The following is a 16336-nucleotide window of genomic DNA, read 5'->3' as shown; positions in this document are numbered from 1 at the left end:
CGCTAGCCGGATGACAGAAAGAAGAAACAGGCAGTTAGCAGATAGTACCGCCTCAGCCTGCCGGCAAATGGACCGTGAACGCCGCGCCCTTGCCAACCTCCGACTTGATCGAAAGCCGGGCGTTGTGGCGCGTCAGAATATGCTTGACGATGGACAGGCCAAGACCGGTGCCTTTCTGCGAGCGGCTGCTCTCCACGTCGACGCGATAGAAGCGCTCGGTAATGCGCGGTATGTGCTCTTCCGGGATGCCCGGGCCATAGTCCCTGATGGTGACATCGATGCCCGGTTCCGGGCCGGCCTCGCCCCGCGCGATCGACACTGTGACGCGTCCGCCAGGCTGGCCGTATTTGCAGGCGTTTTCCAAGAGATTCTCGAACACCTGGAACAGCTCGTCGCGGTCTCCGGGCACGTCGAGCGGCCCCTCGGCGTAGTCGCGGTCGATGACGACGCCGTTCTCGCTGGCGAGCGGGCCTAGTGAATCGATGACGCTGTCGATGGTCTGGCGCAGATCGACCTCGGTTCCCGGCCTCAGGTAAGGCTTCATTTCAAGCCTCGACAGCGACAGGAGATCGTCGATGAGGCGCGCCATGCGGCCGGTCTGGTTCTGCATGATCTGCAGGAACTGCTCGCGCGCCGCCGGATCGTTGCGGGCCGGGCCGCGCAACGTCTCGATGAAGCCCGAGATCGAAGCAAGCGGGGTGCGCAGCTCGTGGCTGGCATTGGCTATGAAGTCAGCGCGCATGCGATCGATGCGGCGCGTCTCGCTCTGGTCCTTGAACACCAGCACATAGAGATCTGTGGCGTGGCCGACCGAGGATGCGCTGACCCGGTAGGCGCGTTCCACCGGCAGCTTCTCGGTGTAGTCGACGGCATCCGAGGCGACGGCTCCCGACAGCACGCCGTCGAGCAAGGCCTGCATTTCCGGCGCGCGGAATTTTAGCGACAGCGACAGGCCGGGCGCGATACCGACAAAGGCGGCAAAGGCGGCGGCATTGGCGTGGACGATGGTGGCGGTGCGGTCGAAGATGATCAGCGGATCGGCAACGGCAGCCGCAAGATATTCGCCGGAAAGCCGCTGCAGCCCGCTCGCCTCGACCGTGGCAATGGTCTTCTCAGCAGACCGGCTGGCGCCACCGGTTGGCAGAAGCGCGGCAGCCAGCAGCACCGTCAACGCAGCCAGGACGACATAGGCGGAGATACCGGCAAAACCATAAACGGCCAGGATAGCGATCGCACCGGCGGCAAGCAGCCATCGGCTGTTCCACAGCCGGCCGGCGACGGCCTGCCCCGTGGTTGTCCGCTCTGCCCCGGTGTCAGCCATTCGTGCTTTCCGTGCTTCTGCGCCGGTCCCGCCGAAACTTCCGCTGGACCGGGTTTGAGGCCCCCCATAGCATGAGTCCGCAAGCTGGAAAGGTTCGTCTCGATGAAAAAAGCCAAGGAAAGTCCCGCCGCAGAGCCGGCAAAGGGGCCGCTGAAGATCAAGGTGGACGGCAAGGAGCGGGAGTTCGACATCGAAAACCCCGAACTTCCCAGCTGGATCGAGGACCACAAACTGACCGCAGGCGACTACCCCTACGACAAGAAAATGAAGAGCGAGGAGTATGACGAGACGCTGGAGCGGCTGCAGATCGAACTGGTCAAGGCGCAGGCCTGGCTGCAGGCGACCGGCAGCAGAGTGATGTCGCTGTTCGAGGGGCGCGATGCCGCCGGCAAGGGCGGCACCATCTCGGTGCTGCGCCAGTATCTCAATCCTCGAACCGCGCGCAACGTGGCGCTGACCAAGCCGACCCCGACCGAGGTCGGGCAGTGGTACTACCAGCGCTACGTCGCCCATTTCCCGACATCAAGCGAATTCGTCACCTTCGATCGCTCCTGGTACAACCGCGGCGGCGTCGAGCCGGTGATGGGCTTCTGCACACCGGAACAGCATGCAAAATTCCTCGACGAGACGCCGCATTTCGAGCGGATGATCTCCAATGAGGGCATCTATTTCTTCAAATTCTGGCTCAACATCGGCCGCGAGACCCAGCTCGAACGGTTTCACGACCGCCGCTGGTCGCCGCTGAAGAACTGGAAGTTCTCGCCGATCGATATTGCCGGCATCACCAAATGGGACGACTACACCAAGGCGCGCGACCAGATGGTCGAGCGCACGCACAAACAGTTCGCGCCCTGGATCATCGTGCGGGCCAATGACAAGCGACGCTCGCGGCTGGCCGTCATGCGGCGCATCCTGTTGTCACTGCCCTATGATGGGCGCGATCTCGACGCCATCGGCAAGGAAGACAAAAAGATCGTCGGCGAAGGGCCGTCGTTTCTCGAGAAGTAGAGACTGGCCTCGATAGGCAGAGGCTGAAATTACAGAGCCCACCCCCACACGGAGGTGGGCTCTGTGGCCATTGTCTAAAGCGCATCGCATTTGAACGGATTCACGCGACGCGCTTTAGGTCTTTGTTTCATGCATGTCGTTCTCTCAAAACCGGGGCCACTTTGAGCGACATGCATTAAAGCGCGTCGGGTGAAGACAGTCTCACGACGCCTGCCGCATGCCGAGCATGTGGGGGGTGCCCCTGGCCAACACCGGGGCGTGATGGTTGCGGCGCGAACGCACGACATCCAGCGTATGCTCGTTGAAGGTCAGCAGTGTGGCGACGACCTGCTGGTTGCCATAGGTGCGCTGGTAACCGAGCGGCGTCGCCAGGAAGTGCAACTGCAGCGTCCGCAGCACCCACACCGGCTCGACCTCGATAATGACCTGATCGACATTGCGAGCAAGGCCCCATTCGACGAAGCCGGCGATCAGTTCGGTGCCGACCGTAGACACGCCGCGCTTGCCATCGCGAAAGCCTGGCGCCACCGCGTAACGGGTTAGCTCCCAGACATTCGGTCCCGAAGGGCGCTTTCCCTCGCAGAGTTCCGGCATCACATCGCTAAGGAGATGCGGCCGTGTGGTCGGCAGCATCCGATGATAGCCTGCAAGCTCGCCATTGCGTACGACAAGGTGGTGTTCGGCCTCATCATGGTCGAATTGATCGATTTCGAGGCCGTCCGGGCGATCGAGATCGGTCCACCGCATCTCATCGACGAAGACCTTGTAACGCAGGCGATGGACGGCCTCCCATAGGTCGGGACGTTCCATCAGTTGTTGAGTGGTAAGGGAAAATAGCATTAGCCGTCTCCTGGGCTTAAGAGGAAGATACGGCCGGGCTTTCCCGAAAAAATTGCGCGAAGGTGTTGGCAAGGATTTCCAGGCTGCCACAGCCGACATGGCTAATATAGCTGCGTCTAAACGCCTCCGCGATGGCGTGCACCCTGTTGGCGACGCCGAGTCTGCTTTTGGCGTTAAGAAAGCATTAGCCCTCTCAAGAGGACGACAGGGGCCGGTCTTTTCTGAAGATATGACGCCAACAATGCGGCCATAAATTTCGGGCCGCCAGAACCGGCCTAGCTGATATAGCCGTGCCTGACTGCTTCGGCGACTGCCTGCACACGGTTGGCGGCGCCTAGTTTGCTCTTGGCGTTGAGAAGGTGTTTCTCAGAGGTATGCTCCGAGATGCCGAGGATCTGCGAAATTTCCCACTCGGATTTTCCGACCGCCGCCCATTGCAGGCATTCGCGCTCGCGCGGCGTCAATTCAATGTGATCGATAGATTTGCCGGCCGTCGTTTGAAGCTGCATGGCGCGGCCGATGGCATAGGTGGAGGCCAGCGAGACCATTGCGAATTCGGCTTCGGACAGTTCGACCGCCTCACCGCCCAGCGAGACCAGCGCGATCTGGCCTTCGAGCGTGATCAGCGGGAAGGCGAGGCCGTCACGCAGCTTGAACTGGCGGGCGTCGCGCATCACCTCGGCGCTGCTCTTGTCGGCGGGCATGCTTTGAACGGCATCGCGCCATTGGAATGGCGCCCGAAACTGCTTCAAATGGCTGACGACCGGATCGTGGTCGACGTAGTTGCGCGATAAGTAACGCTCCAGCCATTCGCTAGGCCAATCGCAGAGCAGCACATGGTCCTTCGTCTGGCTGCTTGGTGTACCGGGCTGCGGCACCGTTGCGGCTATCAGGGCCGTCAATCCGAAATTCGAGGTGACACTAAGTAGCTGCTCGCACACCGCAGCCGACGTGTCGGCACGCTGCACCCGGTCAATATATTCAAGTGTCCGGTCAAAATAACCCATCGCAACATCTACCCCATGTTGCCTACCGCTCTTGAGACCGATGCTACGTGCCTGCCCCGCACTTAGCCATCAACCCCGGATTGCAAAGCCACATCCTTAGCTTTTCTAACGCCAGCGACCGCCAACCCCGGGCCGACTCTGTGCGGCTATTTGCAACCTCGCCAAAGCATAACCCGAAATTTGCCCTTTGAAATCAAAAACAATTGTGCCTGCGCCGTTTTCGTATCACAAGCCAACGGCCAAGACGGGCGGAGTTTTTTGTGACATCACGCTGGATAACCATCGCCTTGCTGTCGATGCTGATCGGAGTGCAGCCGTTTGCCGGCGCTGTGCGGGCAGCGGAACCGCAGGTGCCGGTGCTTTGGGATGCCAAGGAGCGGCTGCCGAAGCCGGACCTTGCGGCGCTGCCGAGGCTCAGGTTCCTCACCACAACCGATTTCCCGCCCTTCAATTTTCTCGACGGCACGGGCCGACTGTCCGGCTTCCACATCGACCTGGCGCGGGCGATTTGCGCCGAACTCGACATCGCCGACAAATGCCAGATCCAGGCGCTGCCCTGGGCCGAACTCGACGACGCGTTGCAGAAGGGCGAAGGCGAGGCGATCATCGCCGGCATCGCCGCAACGCCGGAGACGCGGGCGAAGTACAGCTTTTCGCGCTCCTATCTACAGTTTCCGGCGCGCTTCATCATGCCGAAGACCAAGGCCTTCGCCGAGCCGATCCTCGACAAATTGCGCTCGAAGCGGGTCGGCGTGCTGGCCGGCTCGGCGCATGAAAAGATGCTGCGCGATTATTTCGGCACCGTGCAGATCATCCGCTTTCAACGGCCGGAAGACCTCTACAGCGACTTGAAGAGCGCCAAGATCGATGCCGCCTTCGGCGACGGCATGCGCTTTTCCTTCTGGCTGGGCGGCACGGACGCCGCCGGTTGCTGCCGCTTCGCCGGTGGACCCTACCTCGCGCCGGAATATCTGGGGTCCGGCATGACCATTGCCACCCGGGCCAGCGACCCAGCGCTGGCAGCAGCCATGGACTACGCGCTGCAGGAGATATCGGTGAAAGGCACCTTCGCCGAATTCTACCTGCGCTATTTCCCGGTCAGCTTTTTCTGATCCGGTCCCGGTCAGCTTCCTCTAGGGGCTGGATCAGGTCAGCGTACGCAGGCGGGCCTTCGCCCCGCGCGCGATGGCTGCGGCGGTCAGCGTGTCGAGATCGAGCTCACGCCGGATCAACTGCAGCACCCGCAATTCCTCCATGCGCATTTCTAGATCGACGGCGGCAACCTCGAAGGCTGCGGCATAGGCGGTGTCGTGCAGCCGTTCGGGCAAAGTCTCGGCGACACGCTCAAGCACGCCTTCCAACCCATCCTTTTCATGCAGCATCTTCTGGCAGTCCTGCGCAATGGCGATCAGCCTGTCCTGCTTGAAATCCTCGAACACCGGCCAGCTGCGGACGACGTCGCCGATGCGCGCCAGTTCGATATCGGTCATGTCGCGATCGGAAGCCGAGGTGATGACCATCAGGTAGATCAGGGCTTCATGGGTGGACGGCAACGGCATTCAAAACTCCTTGATAGTGAGGGTCGAAGGTAGGGACGCCACGGCGCCGTCGCAACGAAAACGCCTGATATCGTTGACGCTCCGCCCTGTCGCGCCTAGAGACCCGGTTGAAAAATCTTACCAGCCGCGAAAGCCGGCCATGACTGGAACTTTGACATGACGGGATCAAACATCGCCGATCTCAACCCCGAAATGCTTGCGGCAGCCGCCGAAAGCAAGGCCTGGCCGTTCGAGGAAGCCAAAAAGATCATCGAGCGCTACAAGGGCGGCGACTTCCCGGAGATCGTCCTGTTCGAGACCGGCTACGGCCCGTCGGGCCTGCCGCACATCGGCACGTTCGGCGAGGTCGCGCGCACCTCGATGGTGCGCCATGCCTTTCACGTGCTGACCGGGAACAAGGTCAAGACGAAGCTGCTCTGCTTCTCCGACGACATGGACGGCATGCGCAAAATCCCCGACAATGTGCCGGATCGCGCAGCGCTCGAGCCCTATCTGCATATGCCGCTGTCGTCGGTGCCCAATCCGTTCGGCGGCGACTATGCGAGCTTTGCCGACCACAACAACGCGATGCTGTGCCGCTTCCTCGACACGTTCGGCTTCGACTACGAATTCGCCAGCGCCACGCAGTACTACAAGGCCGGCCGCTTCGATGCGATGCTGGTGCGCGCCGCCGAGCGCTACGACCAGATCATGGCGGTGATGCTGCCGACGCTGGGGCCGGAGCGGCAGGCAACCTACAGCCCGTTCCTGCCGATCTCGCCGAAGAGCGGGCGCGTGCTCTACGTGCCGATGAAGCATGTCGACGCCAAGGCCGGCACCATCACCTTCGACGATGAGGGCACCGAGACCACGCTTTCGGTGACCGGCGGGAAGGTCAAGCTGCAGTGGAAGCCGGATTTCGGCATGCGCTGGGCAGCGCTCGGCGTCGATTTCGAAATGTTCGGCAAGGACCACCAGACGAACGCGGTGATCTACGACCGCATCTGCAACATTCTCGGCGGACGCGCGCCGGAGCATTTCGTCTACGAGCTGTTCCTGGACGAGAACGGCCAGAAGATCTCGAAGTCGAAGGGCAACGGGCTGACCATCGACGAATGGCTGCGCTACGCGCCGACCGAAAGCCTCGGCCTCTATATGTACCAGCGGCCAAGGCAGGCGAAAAAGCTCTATTTCGACGTCATCCCACGCGCCGTCGACGAGTACTACACCTTCCTCAACGCCTATCCGCGCCAGGACTGGAAGGAGCGGCTGGGCAATCCGGTCTGGCACATGCATGACGGCAAGCCGCCTTCCATCGACATGCCGGTGCCGTTCTCGCTGCTGCTCAACCTGGTCAGCGCCTCCAACGCGCAAAACAAGGATGTGCTGTGGGGCTTCATCTCGCGCCATGCACCTGGCGTGATGCCGGCGACGCATCCCGAACTCGACCAGCTGGTCGGTTTCGCCATCCGCTACTTCGACGATTTCGTGAAGCCGACGAAGACCTTCCGGCCGGCCGACGATGTCGAACGCGTGGCGCTGGAAGCGCTTGGCAACGCGCTTGCTGGCCTGCCGGCCGGCGCCGACGGCGAAGCGATCCAGAACGCTTCGCTCAACGTGGCGCGCAAGATCGAACGCTATCAGGACCATTCGAAGAAGAGCCCGGACGGCGGCCCTGGTGTCTCGGGCGCTTTCTTCCAGATGATCTACCAGGTGCTGATAGGCCAGGAACGCGGCCCGCGCTTCGGTTCGTTCGCAGCCCTCTACGGCATCGCCGAAACCCGCGCGCTCATTGAGCGGGCGCTGGCTGGTCAGCTGGCGGCGTAATTTCCGTCCCGGCCGGCGGCATCTCGGCAACCGGGACATCGAGGATCGGTTGCGACGCCGTCGGTGCCGCAACAGGCGTTGGCGCCGGTGGCAGGCCGCCAAGATCGGGCGCGGCGCCGAAGACGCCCTTCTTGGCGGCGCGCGCCTTGTCGCCCGCTTCGACATAGGGGCCGCCTGCCGTGGCGCGCGCCCAGCCGTTTTCGACCAGCCACTGGCCGACATCCAGCTTGCCGATGCGGCATTCGGCGGCGATCAACGCACGGTCGGCCTCCGGCGGCACCTTGCAGGCAACGGCCCGGCCGCGCAGGAAAGACCGGAACGCGGTGCGCGCCCTGATACCGCAAGCCCAGGACTTGCCGCCCTCGGTGCAGGTCTCGTCTCGCCTGACGATGTCGATGCCGGAGACCGTCACGGAATAACCATTGGCTTCGATCAGGCCGGCGGCGGCCGCGACCGGCTGGAACAGTTTTGTTCCTCCCCAGTCGTCGACCGCTCTGCGCCCACGCGGCTTGGGCGGTCCGGCCAGCGCCAGGTCGCTCAGCGGCGCGCGTGGCTCAACCCGTTCAAGTTCTTCTACCGGCAGCGGCGGCGGTGCGATGGCCTCGGGATCGATCGCCCTCGAATGCACCGGAAGCGAGTGCGCCGGAGGCTTGACGGGCTGGATCTCGGGGATCGCCGACGTCGCCGGCTCCTCGGGCACGACCTCGGTGTCCGGGTCGATCTGGTCGACAGTGATGGCGGGGCCGTCGCGATGCAGCGCGCGACCGCCGGCGACGACAATGGCGACCATCACCGGGATCGCCAGGAGGGCTATGAGGATTTGAAGCAGACGCACCGCGAGACCTACTGGCTTGCCCAGACGATCCGCGCCACCCATTCGACATCACGCATCGCGATGTCGCGGTCCGGGTGGTCGGGGTTGAGCGAGATCAGCACGATCGATTTCGTCGTCTGGCGGTCGAGCACCTTGGCCATGACTTCGCCGGCATTGGTCTTGACGACGACGCGGTCGCCCTTTCGGGTAGCGGCCCCCGGCTCGACGATCAGCACATCGCCATTGCGGTACAGCGGCAGCATGGAATCACCCTGCACCTTCAACGCATAGGAGGTTTCGGTTGCCCGCGCCGGAAGCTCGACAAGGTCCCAGCCCTGGCCGGAGGGATAGCCGGCATCATCGAAGAAGCCGCCGGCGCCGGCCTGGGCGAAGCCGAGCAGCGGCACCGCCGAACGCTGCGAGGCTAACGGGCCCGAAGCTGTCTTGGCGCGGCCTTCGACCAGCCCGGTGAATTCGTCGAGCGAAGCGCCTGTCGCCTCGATGATCTTGGCCAGCGATTCGGTCGAGGGCCAGCGCGGCCGCCCATCCGAGGACAGCCGCTTCGACTTGTTGAAAGCGGTGGAGTCCAGACCAGCTCGCCGGGCCAGGCCGGAGGCCGATAACGAATAGCGCTCGGCGAGAGCGTCGATGGCGGCCCAAACTCGGTCATGCGAGAGCAATTCGCTCTCCTCAAAACAGGAAAAAATACCTTTTCCTTCTAACGCGCGGTCATCCGATTGTCCACCGGCGCGCGGCCCGATCTCTCAAAAAGCTGCGTGCGGCGAAGTCGTCATGGATGCCTCAAACTGCCTTGGGCAGGCTGCGCAATCCTTGGTGGAGGTCATGCAAACCCGCTCGGCCTCGGTCGGCGGCCGCGGTTGAACGGAGCGGGCAAGCGTCCTATCGGACGCGCCAAGGACGCTGTAGCATTTTGATTTGGCGCATGATCCTTTTCGAGAATCGATTCCGATTTTCGGGGTCATGCGCGAGGTCGGCGAGCATCATGTAGCGGGCGTTGTTGAGATGGAGGTTGAAGTCGATGTCGGCAGCGAAAAGCCAGGCGGCTTTCGCTGCCGACCGCGTAAGGCCACGGCGCCTTGCCGTGGCCATCATGCGCGCAAGGCGCCCTCAGACGTACATGGGGCGCTAGCTCAAGCGGCCTTCTTCACCTCGCCTTTCGCATAGGGATCGAAGCGCTGGTAGAAGGTCTCGCCCTTCTCCGCCAGGTCGAGTAGCAGCTTGGGCGCCTTGAACTCGGCGCCGTATTTCTTCTGCAGGCCCTTGGCTATTCTGACGAACTCCCCGGCGCCGATGCCGTCGATATAGGACAGCGCGCCGCCGGTGAATGGCGCGAAACCGAAGGCGAGGATCGAGCCGACATCGGCCTCGCGCGGATCGGTGACGATGCCCTCTTCCATCACCCGGGCCGCTTCCAGCGCAATGGTTACCAGCAGGCGCTGCTGCAGTTCCTCATAGTCGACCTCCTCGGCCTCCAGCTGCGGATAGAGATCCTTCAGGCCCGGCCACAGCTTCTTCCTGGCAGGCTTGGCCGGATAGTCGTAAAAACCCTTGCCGTTCTTGCGGCCGAAGCGGCCATGGGTGTCGACCAGCGTGTTGATCAGCGCCATCTGCCTGGGGTCGACAGACTTGTCTCCGAGGTCCCTGATGGTCTGCTTCATGATCTTCTGGGCAAGGTCAATCGCCGTCTCGTCGGTCAGCGCCAGCGGGCCGACCGGCATGCCGGCGGCCTTGGCGGCGTTCTCGATCATCGGCGCCGGAACGCCTTCGATCAGCATCTTGTAGGCTTCCGACATGTAGCGCAGCACGCAGCGGTTGACGTAGAAGCCGCGCGTGTCGTTGACGACGATCGGCGTCTTCTTGATGGCGCGCACGAAATCGATCGCGGTGGCCAGCGCCTTGTCGCCGGTCTTCTTGCCCAGGATGATCTCGACCAGCATCATCTTGTCGACCGGCGAGAAGAAGTGGATGCCGACGAAATTCTTCGGCCGCGCCGAATTCTTGGCCAGTGCAGTGATCGGGATGGTCGAGGTGTTGGAGGCGAAGACCGCTGACGATTTCAGCACGGCTTCGGCCTGCTCGGTGGCAGTCTTCTTGACGGCCGAATCCTCGAACACCGCCTCGACCACCAGATCGCAGCCGGCGAGATCGGCATAGTCGGCCGTCGGCGTGATCAGCGACAGAAGTCTGTCCTTCTCCTCGGGCTTGGCGCGGCCCTTCTTGACCTGATCGGAGATCAGGCTGTCGGAATGCGCCTTGCCCTTTTCGGCCGACGCCATGTCGCGGTCGAGCAGGAAGACCCGGATGCCGGCCTTGGCGGTGACAAAGGCGATGCCGGCACCCATGAAGCCGGCGCCGAGAATACCGATCTTCTTGAACTTGGTCTCCGGCACGCCGGCCGGACGGCGGGCGCCCTTGTTGAGCTCCTGCAGCGAGACGAACAGCGAGCGGATCATCGCTGCTGCTTCCTTGGACTGCATGATTTCGGTGAAATAGCGCTGTTCGATCCGCAGACCGGTGTCGAACGGCACCAGCAGGCCTTCATAGACGCATTTCAGGATCGCCGCGGCGGCCGGATAATTGCCGTAGGTCTCGCGGCGCAGGATGGCGATGGCCGGCGGCCACAGATTGAAGCCGGCCGGCGTATAGATTTGGCCGCCAGGCAGCTTGAAGCCCTTCTCGTCCCAGGGCTGGACGGCTTTCAGGCCGTTCCTGATCATCGCTTTGGCGGTCTCGATCAGCTTGCCGGGTTCGGCGACCTCGTGGATCAGCCCCATCGCCTTGGCTTTCTGCGGCGACAGCGTCTGGCCGGTGGTCAGCATTTGCAGCGCCTGCTGCTGGTCGGTCAGGCGCGGCACGCGTTGGGTGCCACCGGCGCCGGGGAAGATGCCGACCTTGACTTCCGGCAAGGCTATCTTGACCTTTTCGGAGTCAGCGGCAACGCGGCCATGACAGGCCAGCGACAGCTCGAACGCGCCGCCCATGCAGGTACCGTTGATCGCCGAGACCCAGGGCTTGCCCGACGTTTCGAGCTTGCGCCACAGGCCCCCCATGCGGCCGGCATTGTCGAACAGAAGCTGTGCCGCCTTCTCCGGGTCCTTGGTCTTCTCCTTGGCAAATACGGCCAGCATCTTCTGCAGCATGGTCAGGTCGGCGCCGCCGGAGAAGCTGTCCTTTCCCGAGGTGATCACCGCGCCCTTGATGGCGGCGTCGGCCACCACCTGGTCGATGATCTTGTCGAGCTCGTTCATTACCTCTTCGGTGAAGACGTTCATCGAGCGGTCCGGCATGTTCCAGGTGACCAGCGCGATGCCGTCTGCGTCGGTGTCGACCGTGAAGTTTGTATAAGTCATGTCTCTCTCCTTCCGGCCGAAAATCAGACGCGTTCGATAATCGTTGCGGTGCCCATGCCGGCGCCGATGCAGAGCGTCACCAGAGCGGTGTTCAAATCGCGGCGCTCGAGCTCGTCCAGCACCGTGCCCAGGATCATCGCGCCGGTGGCACCGAGCGGATGGCCCATGGCGATGGCGCCGCCATTGACGTTGATCTTGTCGTGCGGGATTTCGAATGCCTGCATGTAGCGCAGCACCACCGAGGCGAAGGCCTCGTTAAGCTCGAACAGGTCGATATCCGACAGCTTCATCTTGGCGCGCTTCAGAAGCTTCTCGGTGACGTCGACCGGACCAGTAAGCATCAGCACCGGCTCGGAGCCGATGTTGGCAAAGGCGCGGATACGCGCGCGTGGCTTCAAGCCCATCGTTTTGCCGGCCTTCTTGGAGCCGAGCAGCACTGCGGCGGCACCGTCGACGATGCCCGACGAATTGCCGGCATGGTGGACGTGATTGACCTCTTCCACCTCAGGGTGCTTCTGCACGGCGACCGCGTCGAAGCCGCCCATTTCACCAGGCATGACGAAGGACGGGTTGAGCGAGGCCAGCGACTGCATGTCGGTCGACGGCCGCATATGCTCGTCATGATCGAGGATGGTGAGGCCGTTCTGGTCCTTGATCGGTATGACGGAGTTCTTGAAACGGCCATCGGCCCAGGCCTTGCCGGCGCGCTTCTGGCTCTCGACCGCATAGGCATCGACGTCGTCGCGCGAAAAACCATATTTGGTGGCGATCAAATCGGCCGATATGCCTTGCGGCACGAACCAGCCGGGCAGGCCGACGGACGGGTCCATGAACCAGGCGCCGCCCGAGGCGCCCATGCCGACGCGCGACATCGATTCAACGCCGCCTGCAATGACGATCTCGTCGGCGCCTTGAGCGATCTTGGCGGCGCCGAAATTGATGGCGTCGAGGCCTGAGGCGCAGAAGCGCGAGATCTGCATGCCCGGCGCCTTGTTGTCGTAGCCGGCCTCGAAGGCGGCGGCACGCGGAATGACGGAGCCGGCTTCGCCGACCGGATCGACGCAGCCGAAGATGATGTCGTCGACGTTTGCAGTGTCGAGGCCATTGCGGTCGCGCAACGCTTCAAGCGTCCTGGCCGCAAGCCGCACCGCCGGCACCTCGTGCAGCGAGCCATCCTTCTTGCCCTTGCCGCGCGGTGTGCGCACGGCGTCATAGACATAAGCTTCAGCCATTTGCTTGCTCCTTGCTTTGCCGACCTCGCTCTCAGAGAGAGCGGCCGATCAGCAATTTCATGATCTCGTTGGTGCCGCCGTAGATGCGCTGGACGCGGGCGTCGCGGAACATGCGGGCGATCGGATATTCATTCATGTAGCCATAGCCGCCATGCAATTGAAGGCATTCGTCGACGACTTTTCCCTGCAGGTCCGAGAGCCAGTATTTCGCCATCGACGCCGTCACCGGATCGAGGCCGCCATTGATGTGGCGGGTGACGCAATCATTGTAGAAGACCCGACCGATGGTCGCCTCGGTCTTCAGTTCGGCGAGCTTGAACTGGGTGTTCTGGAACTCGATGATCGCTTTGCCGAAGGCCTTGCGGTCCTTGACGTAGTCGATGGTCAGCGCCAGGGCGCGCTCGATCATGGCGATGGCGCCGGTGCCGATCTGCAGGCGCTCCTGCGGCAATTGCTGCATCAGCTGGATGAAGCCCTGTCCCTCTTCGTGGCCAAGCAGGTTCGAGGTCGGCACGCGCATATCATTGAAGAACAGCTCCGACGTGTCGTTGGCCTTCAGGCCGATCTTGTCGAGGTTGCGGCCGCGTTCGAAGCCTTCGGCCTCGTCGGCCTCGACGACGATCAGCGAGGTGCCCTTGGCGCCTTTGGCCGGATCGGTCTTGGTGACGACGATGATGAAATTGGCCAGTTGGCCATTGGTGATGAAGGTTTTCGAACCGTTGATCTTGTACTGGTTGCCGTCCTTCTCGGCGCGCGTCTTGACGCCTTGCAGGTCGGAGCCGGCGCCCGGCTCGGTCATGGCGATGGCGCCGATCAGTTCGCCGGTCGCCAGTTTCGGCAGCCATTTCTTCTTCTGCTCTTCCGAGCCGTAGTGAAGGATGTAAGGAGCAACGATCGCGTTGTGGAGACCGATGCCGAAACCGTCGACGCCGACGTGGCCGATCGCCTCGATGATGGCGCTCTCATGCGCGAAGGTGCCGCCGGAGCCGCCATATTCCTCCGGCATAGAGGCGCAGAGCAGGCCGGCGGAACCTGCCTTGCGCCAGCTCTCGCGGTCGACCATCTCGTTCTTCTCGAACTCGTCGTAGCGCGGCGCGATCTCTTCCGACATGAAGCGATGCGCCATGTCGTAGAGCATGCCGACTTCGTCCGCCGCCCAGGCTGGCTTCGGCAAAGAGAGCACTTCTGATGGATTTGTCATGCCGTTTCTCCCGCGCCAACGTCCCCCTCCCCCTTGAGGGGAGGGTGGCCGCGAAGCGGTCGGGTGGGGTCGCCGATGACGTGCTCGACCTTATCTTCGGAATTGACGCGGGTTTGGGGCATTGCGATCATCTCCTACCAAAGCGCCAACCAGCCGGCGCACTGCACGCAGGACCCCTCCCGGCCCTTCGGGCCACCCTCCCCTCAAGGGGGAGGGGGACGCTGGCCATTTCTAGAACGCTTCCGCAGGCAGCGCCATTAGCGTGTCCGCACCACTGGAAATGCGGGCCAGATGTGCCGACGTCTCGGGCATGATCCGCTCCATGAAGAAGCGCGCCGTCACCACCTTGTTGTCGTAGAACGACTGCGAACCATTGGCGCCGGTCTTGCGGAGCGCGGCCTTGGCCATCTGCGCCCACATGTAGCCCAGCGCCACCAGGCCGAAGAGATGCATGTAATCGGTCGACGCGGCGCCGGCATTGTCGGGCTTGGCCATGCCGTTCTGCACCAGCCACATGGTCGCCGCCTGCAGATCATTGAGGCCCTTCTTCAGCGCCTTCGTGAAAGGCGCCAGCTTCTCGTCGGCGCGGTTCTCCTCGCAGAACTCGCCGACGTCCTTGAAGAAGGCCTGCACGGCGCGGCCGCCATTCAGGCCAAGCTTGCGGCCGACGAGGTCGAGCGCCTGGATGCCGTTGGCGCCTTCATAGATCATGGCGATGCGGGCATCGCGCACGAACTGGCTCATGCCGTGCTCTTCGATGTAGCCGTGGCCGCCGAACACCTGCTGCGCCATGACGGCATGGTCAAAACCCTTGTCGGTGAGCACGCCCTTGATCACCGGCGTCAGCAGGCCGGTATAGTCGTCGGCCGCCTGGCGATCCTTGTCGTCGGCGGAGCGGTGGGCGATGTCGGACTTGATCGCCGTCCACAGCGCCAGCGCGCGGCCGGCCTCGTTGAAGGCCCTCATGGTCATCAGCGAGCGGCGGATGTCGGGATGGACGATGATCGGGTCGGCTTGTCTGTCCGGCGCCTTGGCGCCCGACAGCGAGCGGCCCTGCAGCCGGTCCTTGGCGTAGGAGACCGCGTTCTGGTAAGCGATCTCGGACAGCGACAGGCCCTGCAGGCCGACGCCGAGGCGGGCTTCATTCATCATCGTGAACATCGCCTTCAGGCCGCCATTGGCCTCGCCGAGCAGCGTGCCTTCGGCCTCGTCATAATTCATGACGCAAGTCGAATTGCCGTGGATGCCCATCTTCTCCTCGATCGACCCGCAGGAGAGCGTGTTCTTCTCGCCCGGATTGCCCGAGGCATCGAGCTTCAGCTTTGGCACGATGAACAGCGAGATGCCCTTCACGCCTGCCGGCGCGCCTTCGATGCGGGCCAACACGAGATGAACGATGTTTTCCGACATGTCGTGCTCGCCGGCCGAGATGAAGATCTTCTGGCCGGATATCTTGTAGGTGCCGTTGCCGTTCGGCACCGCCTTGGTGCGCAGCAGACCGAGATCGGTGCCGCAATGCGGCTCGGTCAGGTTCATGGTGCCGGTCCAGGACCCCTCGACCAGCTTCGGAAGCCATGTCGCCTTCTGCTCGTCGGTGCCGTGGGTGATGATCGCCGCGATCGCGCCTTGCGTCAGGCCGGGATACATCATCAGCGCCATGTTGGCCGAAACCATGTATTCGGCAACCGCGGTGTGCACGGCATAGGGCAGCCCCTGGCCGCCGAACTCGACGGGCGCCGCCAGTCCCATCCAGCCGCCTTCGCGATACTGGTCGTAGGCTTCCTTGAAGCCCTTCGGCGTCGTCACCGAGCCGTCCTCATGGCGCACGCAGCCTTCCATGTCACCGACGCGGTTCAGAGGATGCATAACGTTTTCGGCGAGCTTGGCGCCTTCGGCGAGGATCGCCTCGACAACGTCGGGCGTCGCGTCGGCAAATCCGGGAAGGTTGGAGTAGCGCTGATAGCCCAGCACCTCGTTGAGCACGAACAGCGTGTCCTGGACCGGCGCCCTGTAGATCGGCATGTGTTTCCTCCACCATGCGGGTCTTGGCCGCGAGATCGAGCCCCGAAACATGAGGTTGGGGCGGCATGCGGGCCAATGTTGAAAGCGGGATAGCAAAAATTGACGTTTGCGTAAACGTCAATTTAGTCGCCGCGACAAAATTTACTTATGCCAGC

At 62.9% G+C, this 16336-nt stretch carries 13 protein-coding genes and 1 pseudogene; 3 read left to right on the top strand and 11 right to left on the bottom strand.

Going from position 1 to position 16336, the window contains the following annotated elements:
* Positions 1–52 precede the first annotated feature (52 nt).
* The gene (locus tag NKI46_RS12995; RefSeq protein WP_352746493.1) at positions 53–1321 is read right to left on the bottom strand and encodes an ATP-binding protein; all 1269 of its coding nucleotides are present in this window, start codon (positions 1319–1321) and stop codon (positions 53–55) included.
* Positions 1322–1423: 102 nt separating this feature from the next.
* Here NKI46_RS12995 and ppk2 point away from each other — a divergent pair, with 102 nt between their 5' ends.
* The gene (gene ppk2, locus NKI46_RS12990; protein ID WP_023703442.1) at positions 1424–2329 is read left to right on the top strand and encodes a polyphosphate kinase 2; all 906 of its coding nucleotides are present in this window, start codon (positions 1424–1426) and stop codon (positions 2327–2329) included.
* 201 nt (positions 2330–2530) lie between these two features.
* Here the strand turns inward: ppk2 and NKI46_RS12985 are convergent, their stop codons facing one another.
* Positions 2531–3169, bottom strand: coding sequence for an acyl-homoserine-lactone synthase (locus NKI46_RS12985; protein WP_352545744.1), 639 nt, complete (start codon positions 3167–3169; stop codon positions 2531–2533).
* Between the two features lie 275 nt (positions 3170–3444).
* The gene (locus NKI46_RS12980; protein WP_023669621.1) at positions 3445–4176 is read right to left on the bottom strand and encodes a helix-turn-helix transcriptional regulator; all 732 of its coding nucleotides are present in this window, start codon (positions 4174–4176) and stop codon (positions 3445–3447) included.
* A 296-nt stretch (positions 4177–4472) separates the two neighbouring features.
* On the opposite strand from NKI46_RS12980, the gene NKI46_RS12975 reads away from it, so the two are divergent.
* Positions 4473–5288, top strand: coding sequence for an ABC transporter substrate-binding protein (locus tag NKI46_RS12975; protein ID WP_050586840.1), 816 nt, complete (start codon positions 4473–4475; stop codon positions 5286–5288).
* A 33-nt stretch (positions 5289–5321) separates the two neighbouring features.
* Here NKI46_RS12975 and NKI46_RS12970 read toward each other — a convergent pair whose 3' ends face one another.
* Entirely contained in the window at positions 5322–5735 is a 414-nt protein-coding gene (locus NKI46_RS12970; RefSeq protein ID WP_023688697.1) for a tellurite resistance TerB family protein, read from the bottom strand.
* A 156-nt stretch (positions 5736–5891) separates the two neighbouring features.
* Between NKI46_RS12970 and NKI46_RS12965 the strand changes: the two genes are divergently transcribed.
* A complete protein-coding gene (locus NKI46_RS12965; RefSeq protein ID WP_352746489.1) occupies positions 5892–7541 on the top strand; it encodes a lysine--tRNA ligase in 1650 nt (549 codons plus the stop codon).
* On the opposite strand, the gene NKI46_RS12960 is transcribed toward NKI46_RS12965, so the two are convergent.
* From NKI46_RS12960 to NKI46_RS12935, 7 genes and pseudogenes are all read right to left on the bottom strand, one after another.
* Positions 7504–8376, bottom strand: coding sequence for a thermonuclease family protein (locus NKI46_RS12960; protein WP_352746486.1), 873 nt, complete (start codon positions 8374–8376; stop codon positions 7504–7506). The genes NKI46_RS12965 and NKI46_RS12960 overlap by 38 nt on opposite strands.
* A gap of 8 nt (positions 8377–8384) precedes the next feature.
* Positions 8385–9035: a S24 family peptidase gene (locus NKI46_RS12955; protein WP_352746483.1), complete on the bottom strand. Its 651-nt coding sequence runs from the start codon at positions 9033–9035 to the stop codon at positions 8385–8387.
* A 307-nt stretch (positions 9036–9342) separates the two neighbouring features.
* Positions 9343–9468, bottom strand: a pseudogene (locus NKI46_RS30945) (thioesterase family protein); the annotation flags it as partial.
* 38 nt (positions 9469–9506) lie between these two features.
* Positions 9507–11726: a 3-hydroxyacyl-CoA dehydrogenase NAD-binding domain-containing protein gene (locus NKI46_RS12950; RefSeq protein ID WP_352746480.1), complete on the bottom strand. Its 2220-nt coding sequence runs from the start codon at positions 11724–11726 to the stop codon at positions 9507–9509.
* A 23-nt stretch (positions 11727–11749) separates the two neighbouring features.
* Positions 11750–12958, bottom strand: coding sequence for an acetyl-CoA C-acetyltransferase (locus NKI46_RS12945; protein ID WP_023669613.1), 1209 nt, complete (start codon positions 12956–12958; stop codon positions 11750–11752).
* Positions 12959–12989: 31 nt separating this feature from the next.
* Positions 12990–14159: an acyl-CoA dehydrogenase family protein gene (locus NKI46_RS12940; protein ID WP_352746477.1), complete on the bottom strand. Its 1170-nt coding sequence runs from the start codon at positions 14157–14159 to the stop codon at positions 12990–12992.
* Between the two features lie 231 nt (positions 14160–14390).
* Entirely contained in the window at positions 14391–16181 is a 1791-nt protein-coding gene (locus NKI46_RS12935) for an acyl-CoA dehydrogenase (protein ID WP_023738204.1), read from the bottom strand.
* Positions 16182–16336 lie beyond the last annotated feature (155 nt).

It is taken from the genome of Mesorhizobium sp. M0615 (assembly GCF_040320805.1).
Lineage (GTDB): Bacteria > Pseudomonadota > Alphaproteobacteria > Rhizobiales > Rhizobiaceae > Mesorhizobium.
Note: the sequence above shows the minus strand (reverse complement) of the source record. Positions and strands in the feature narration are given on the sequence as shown.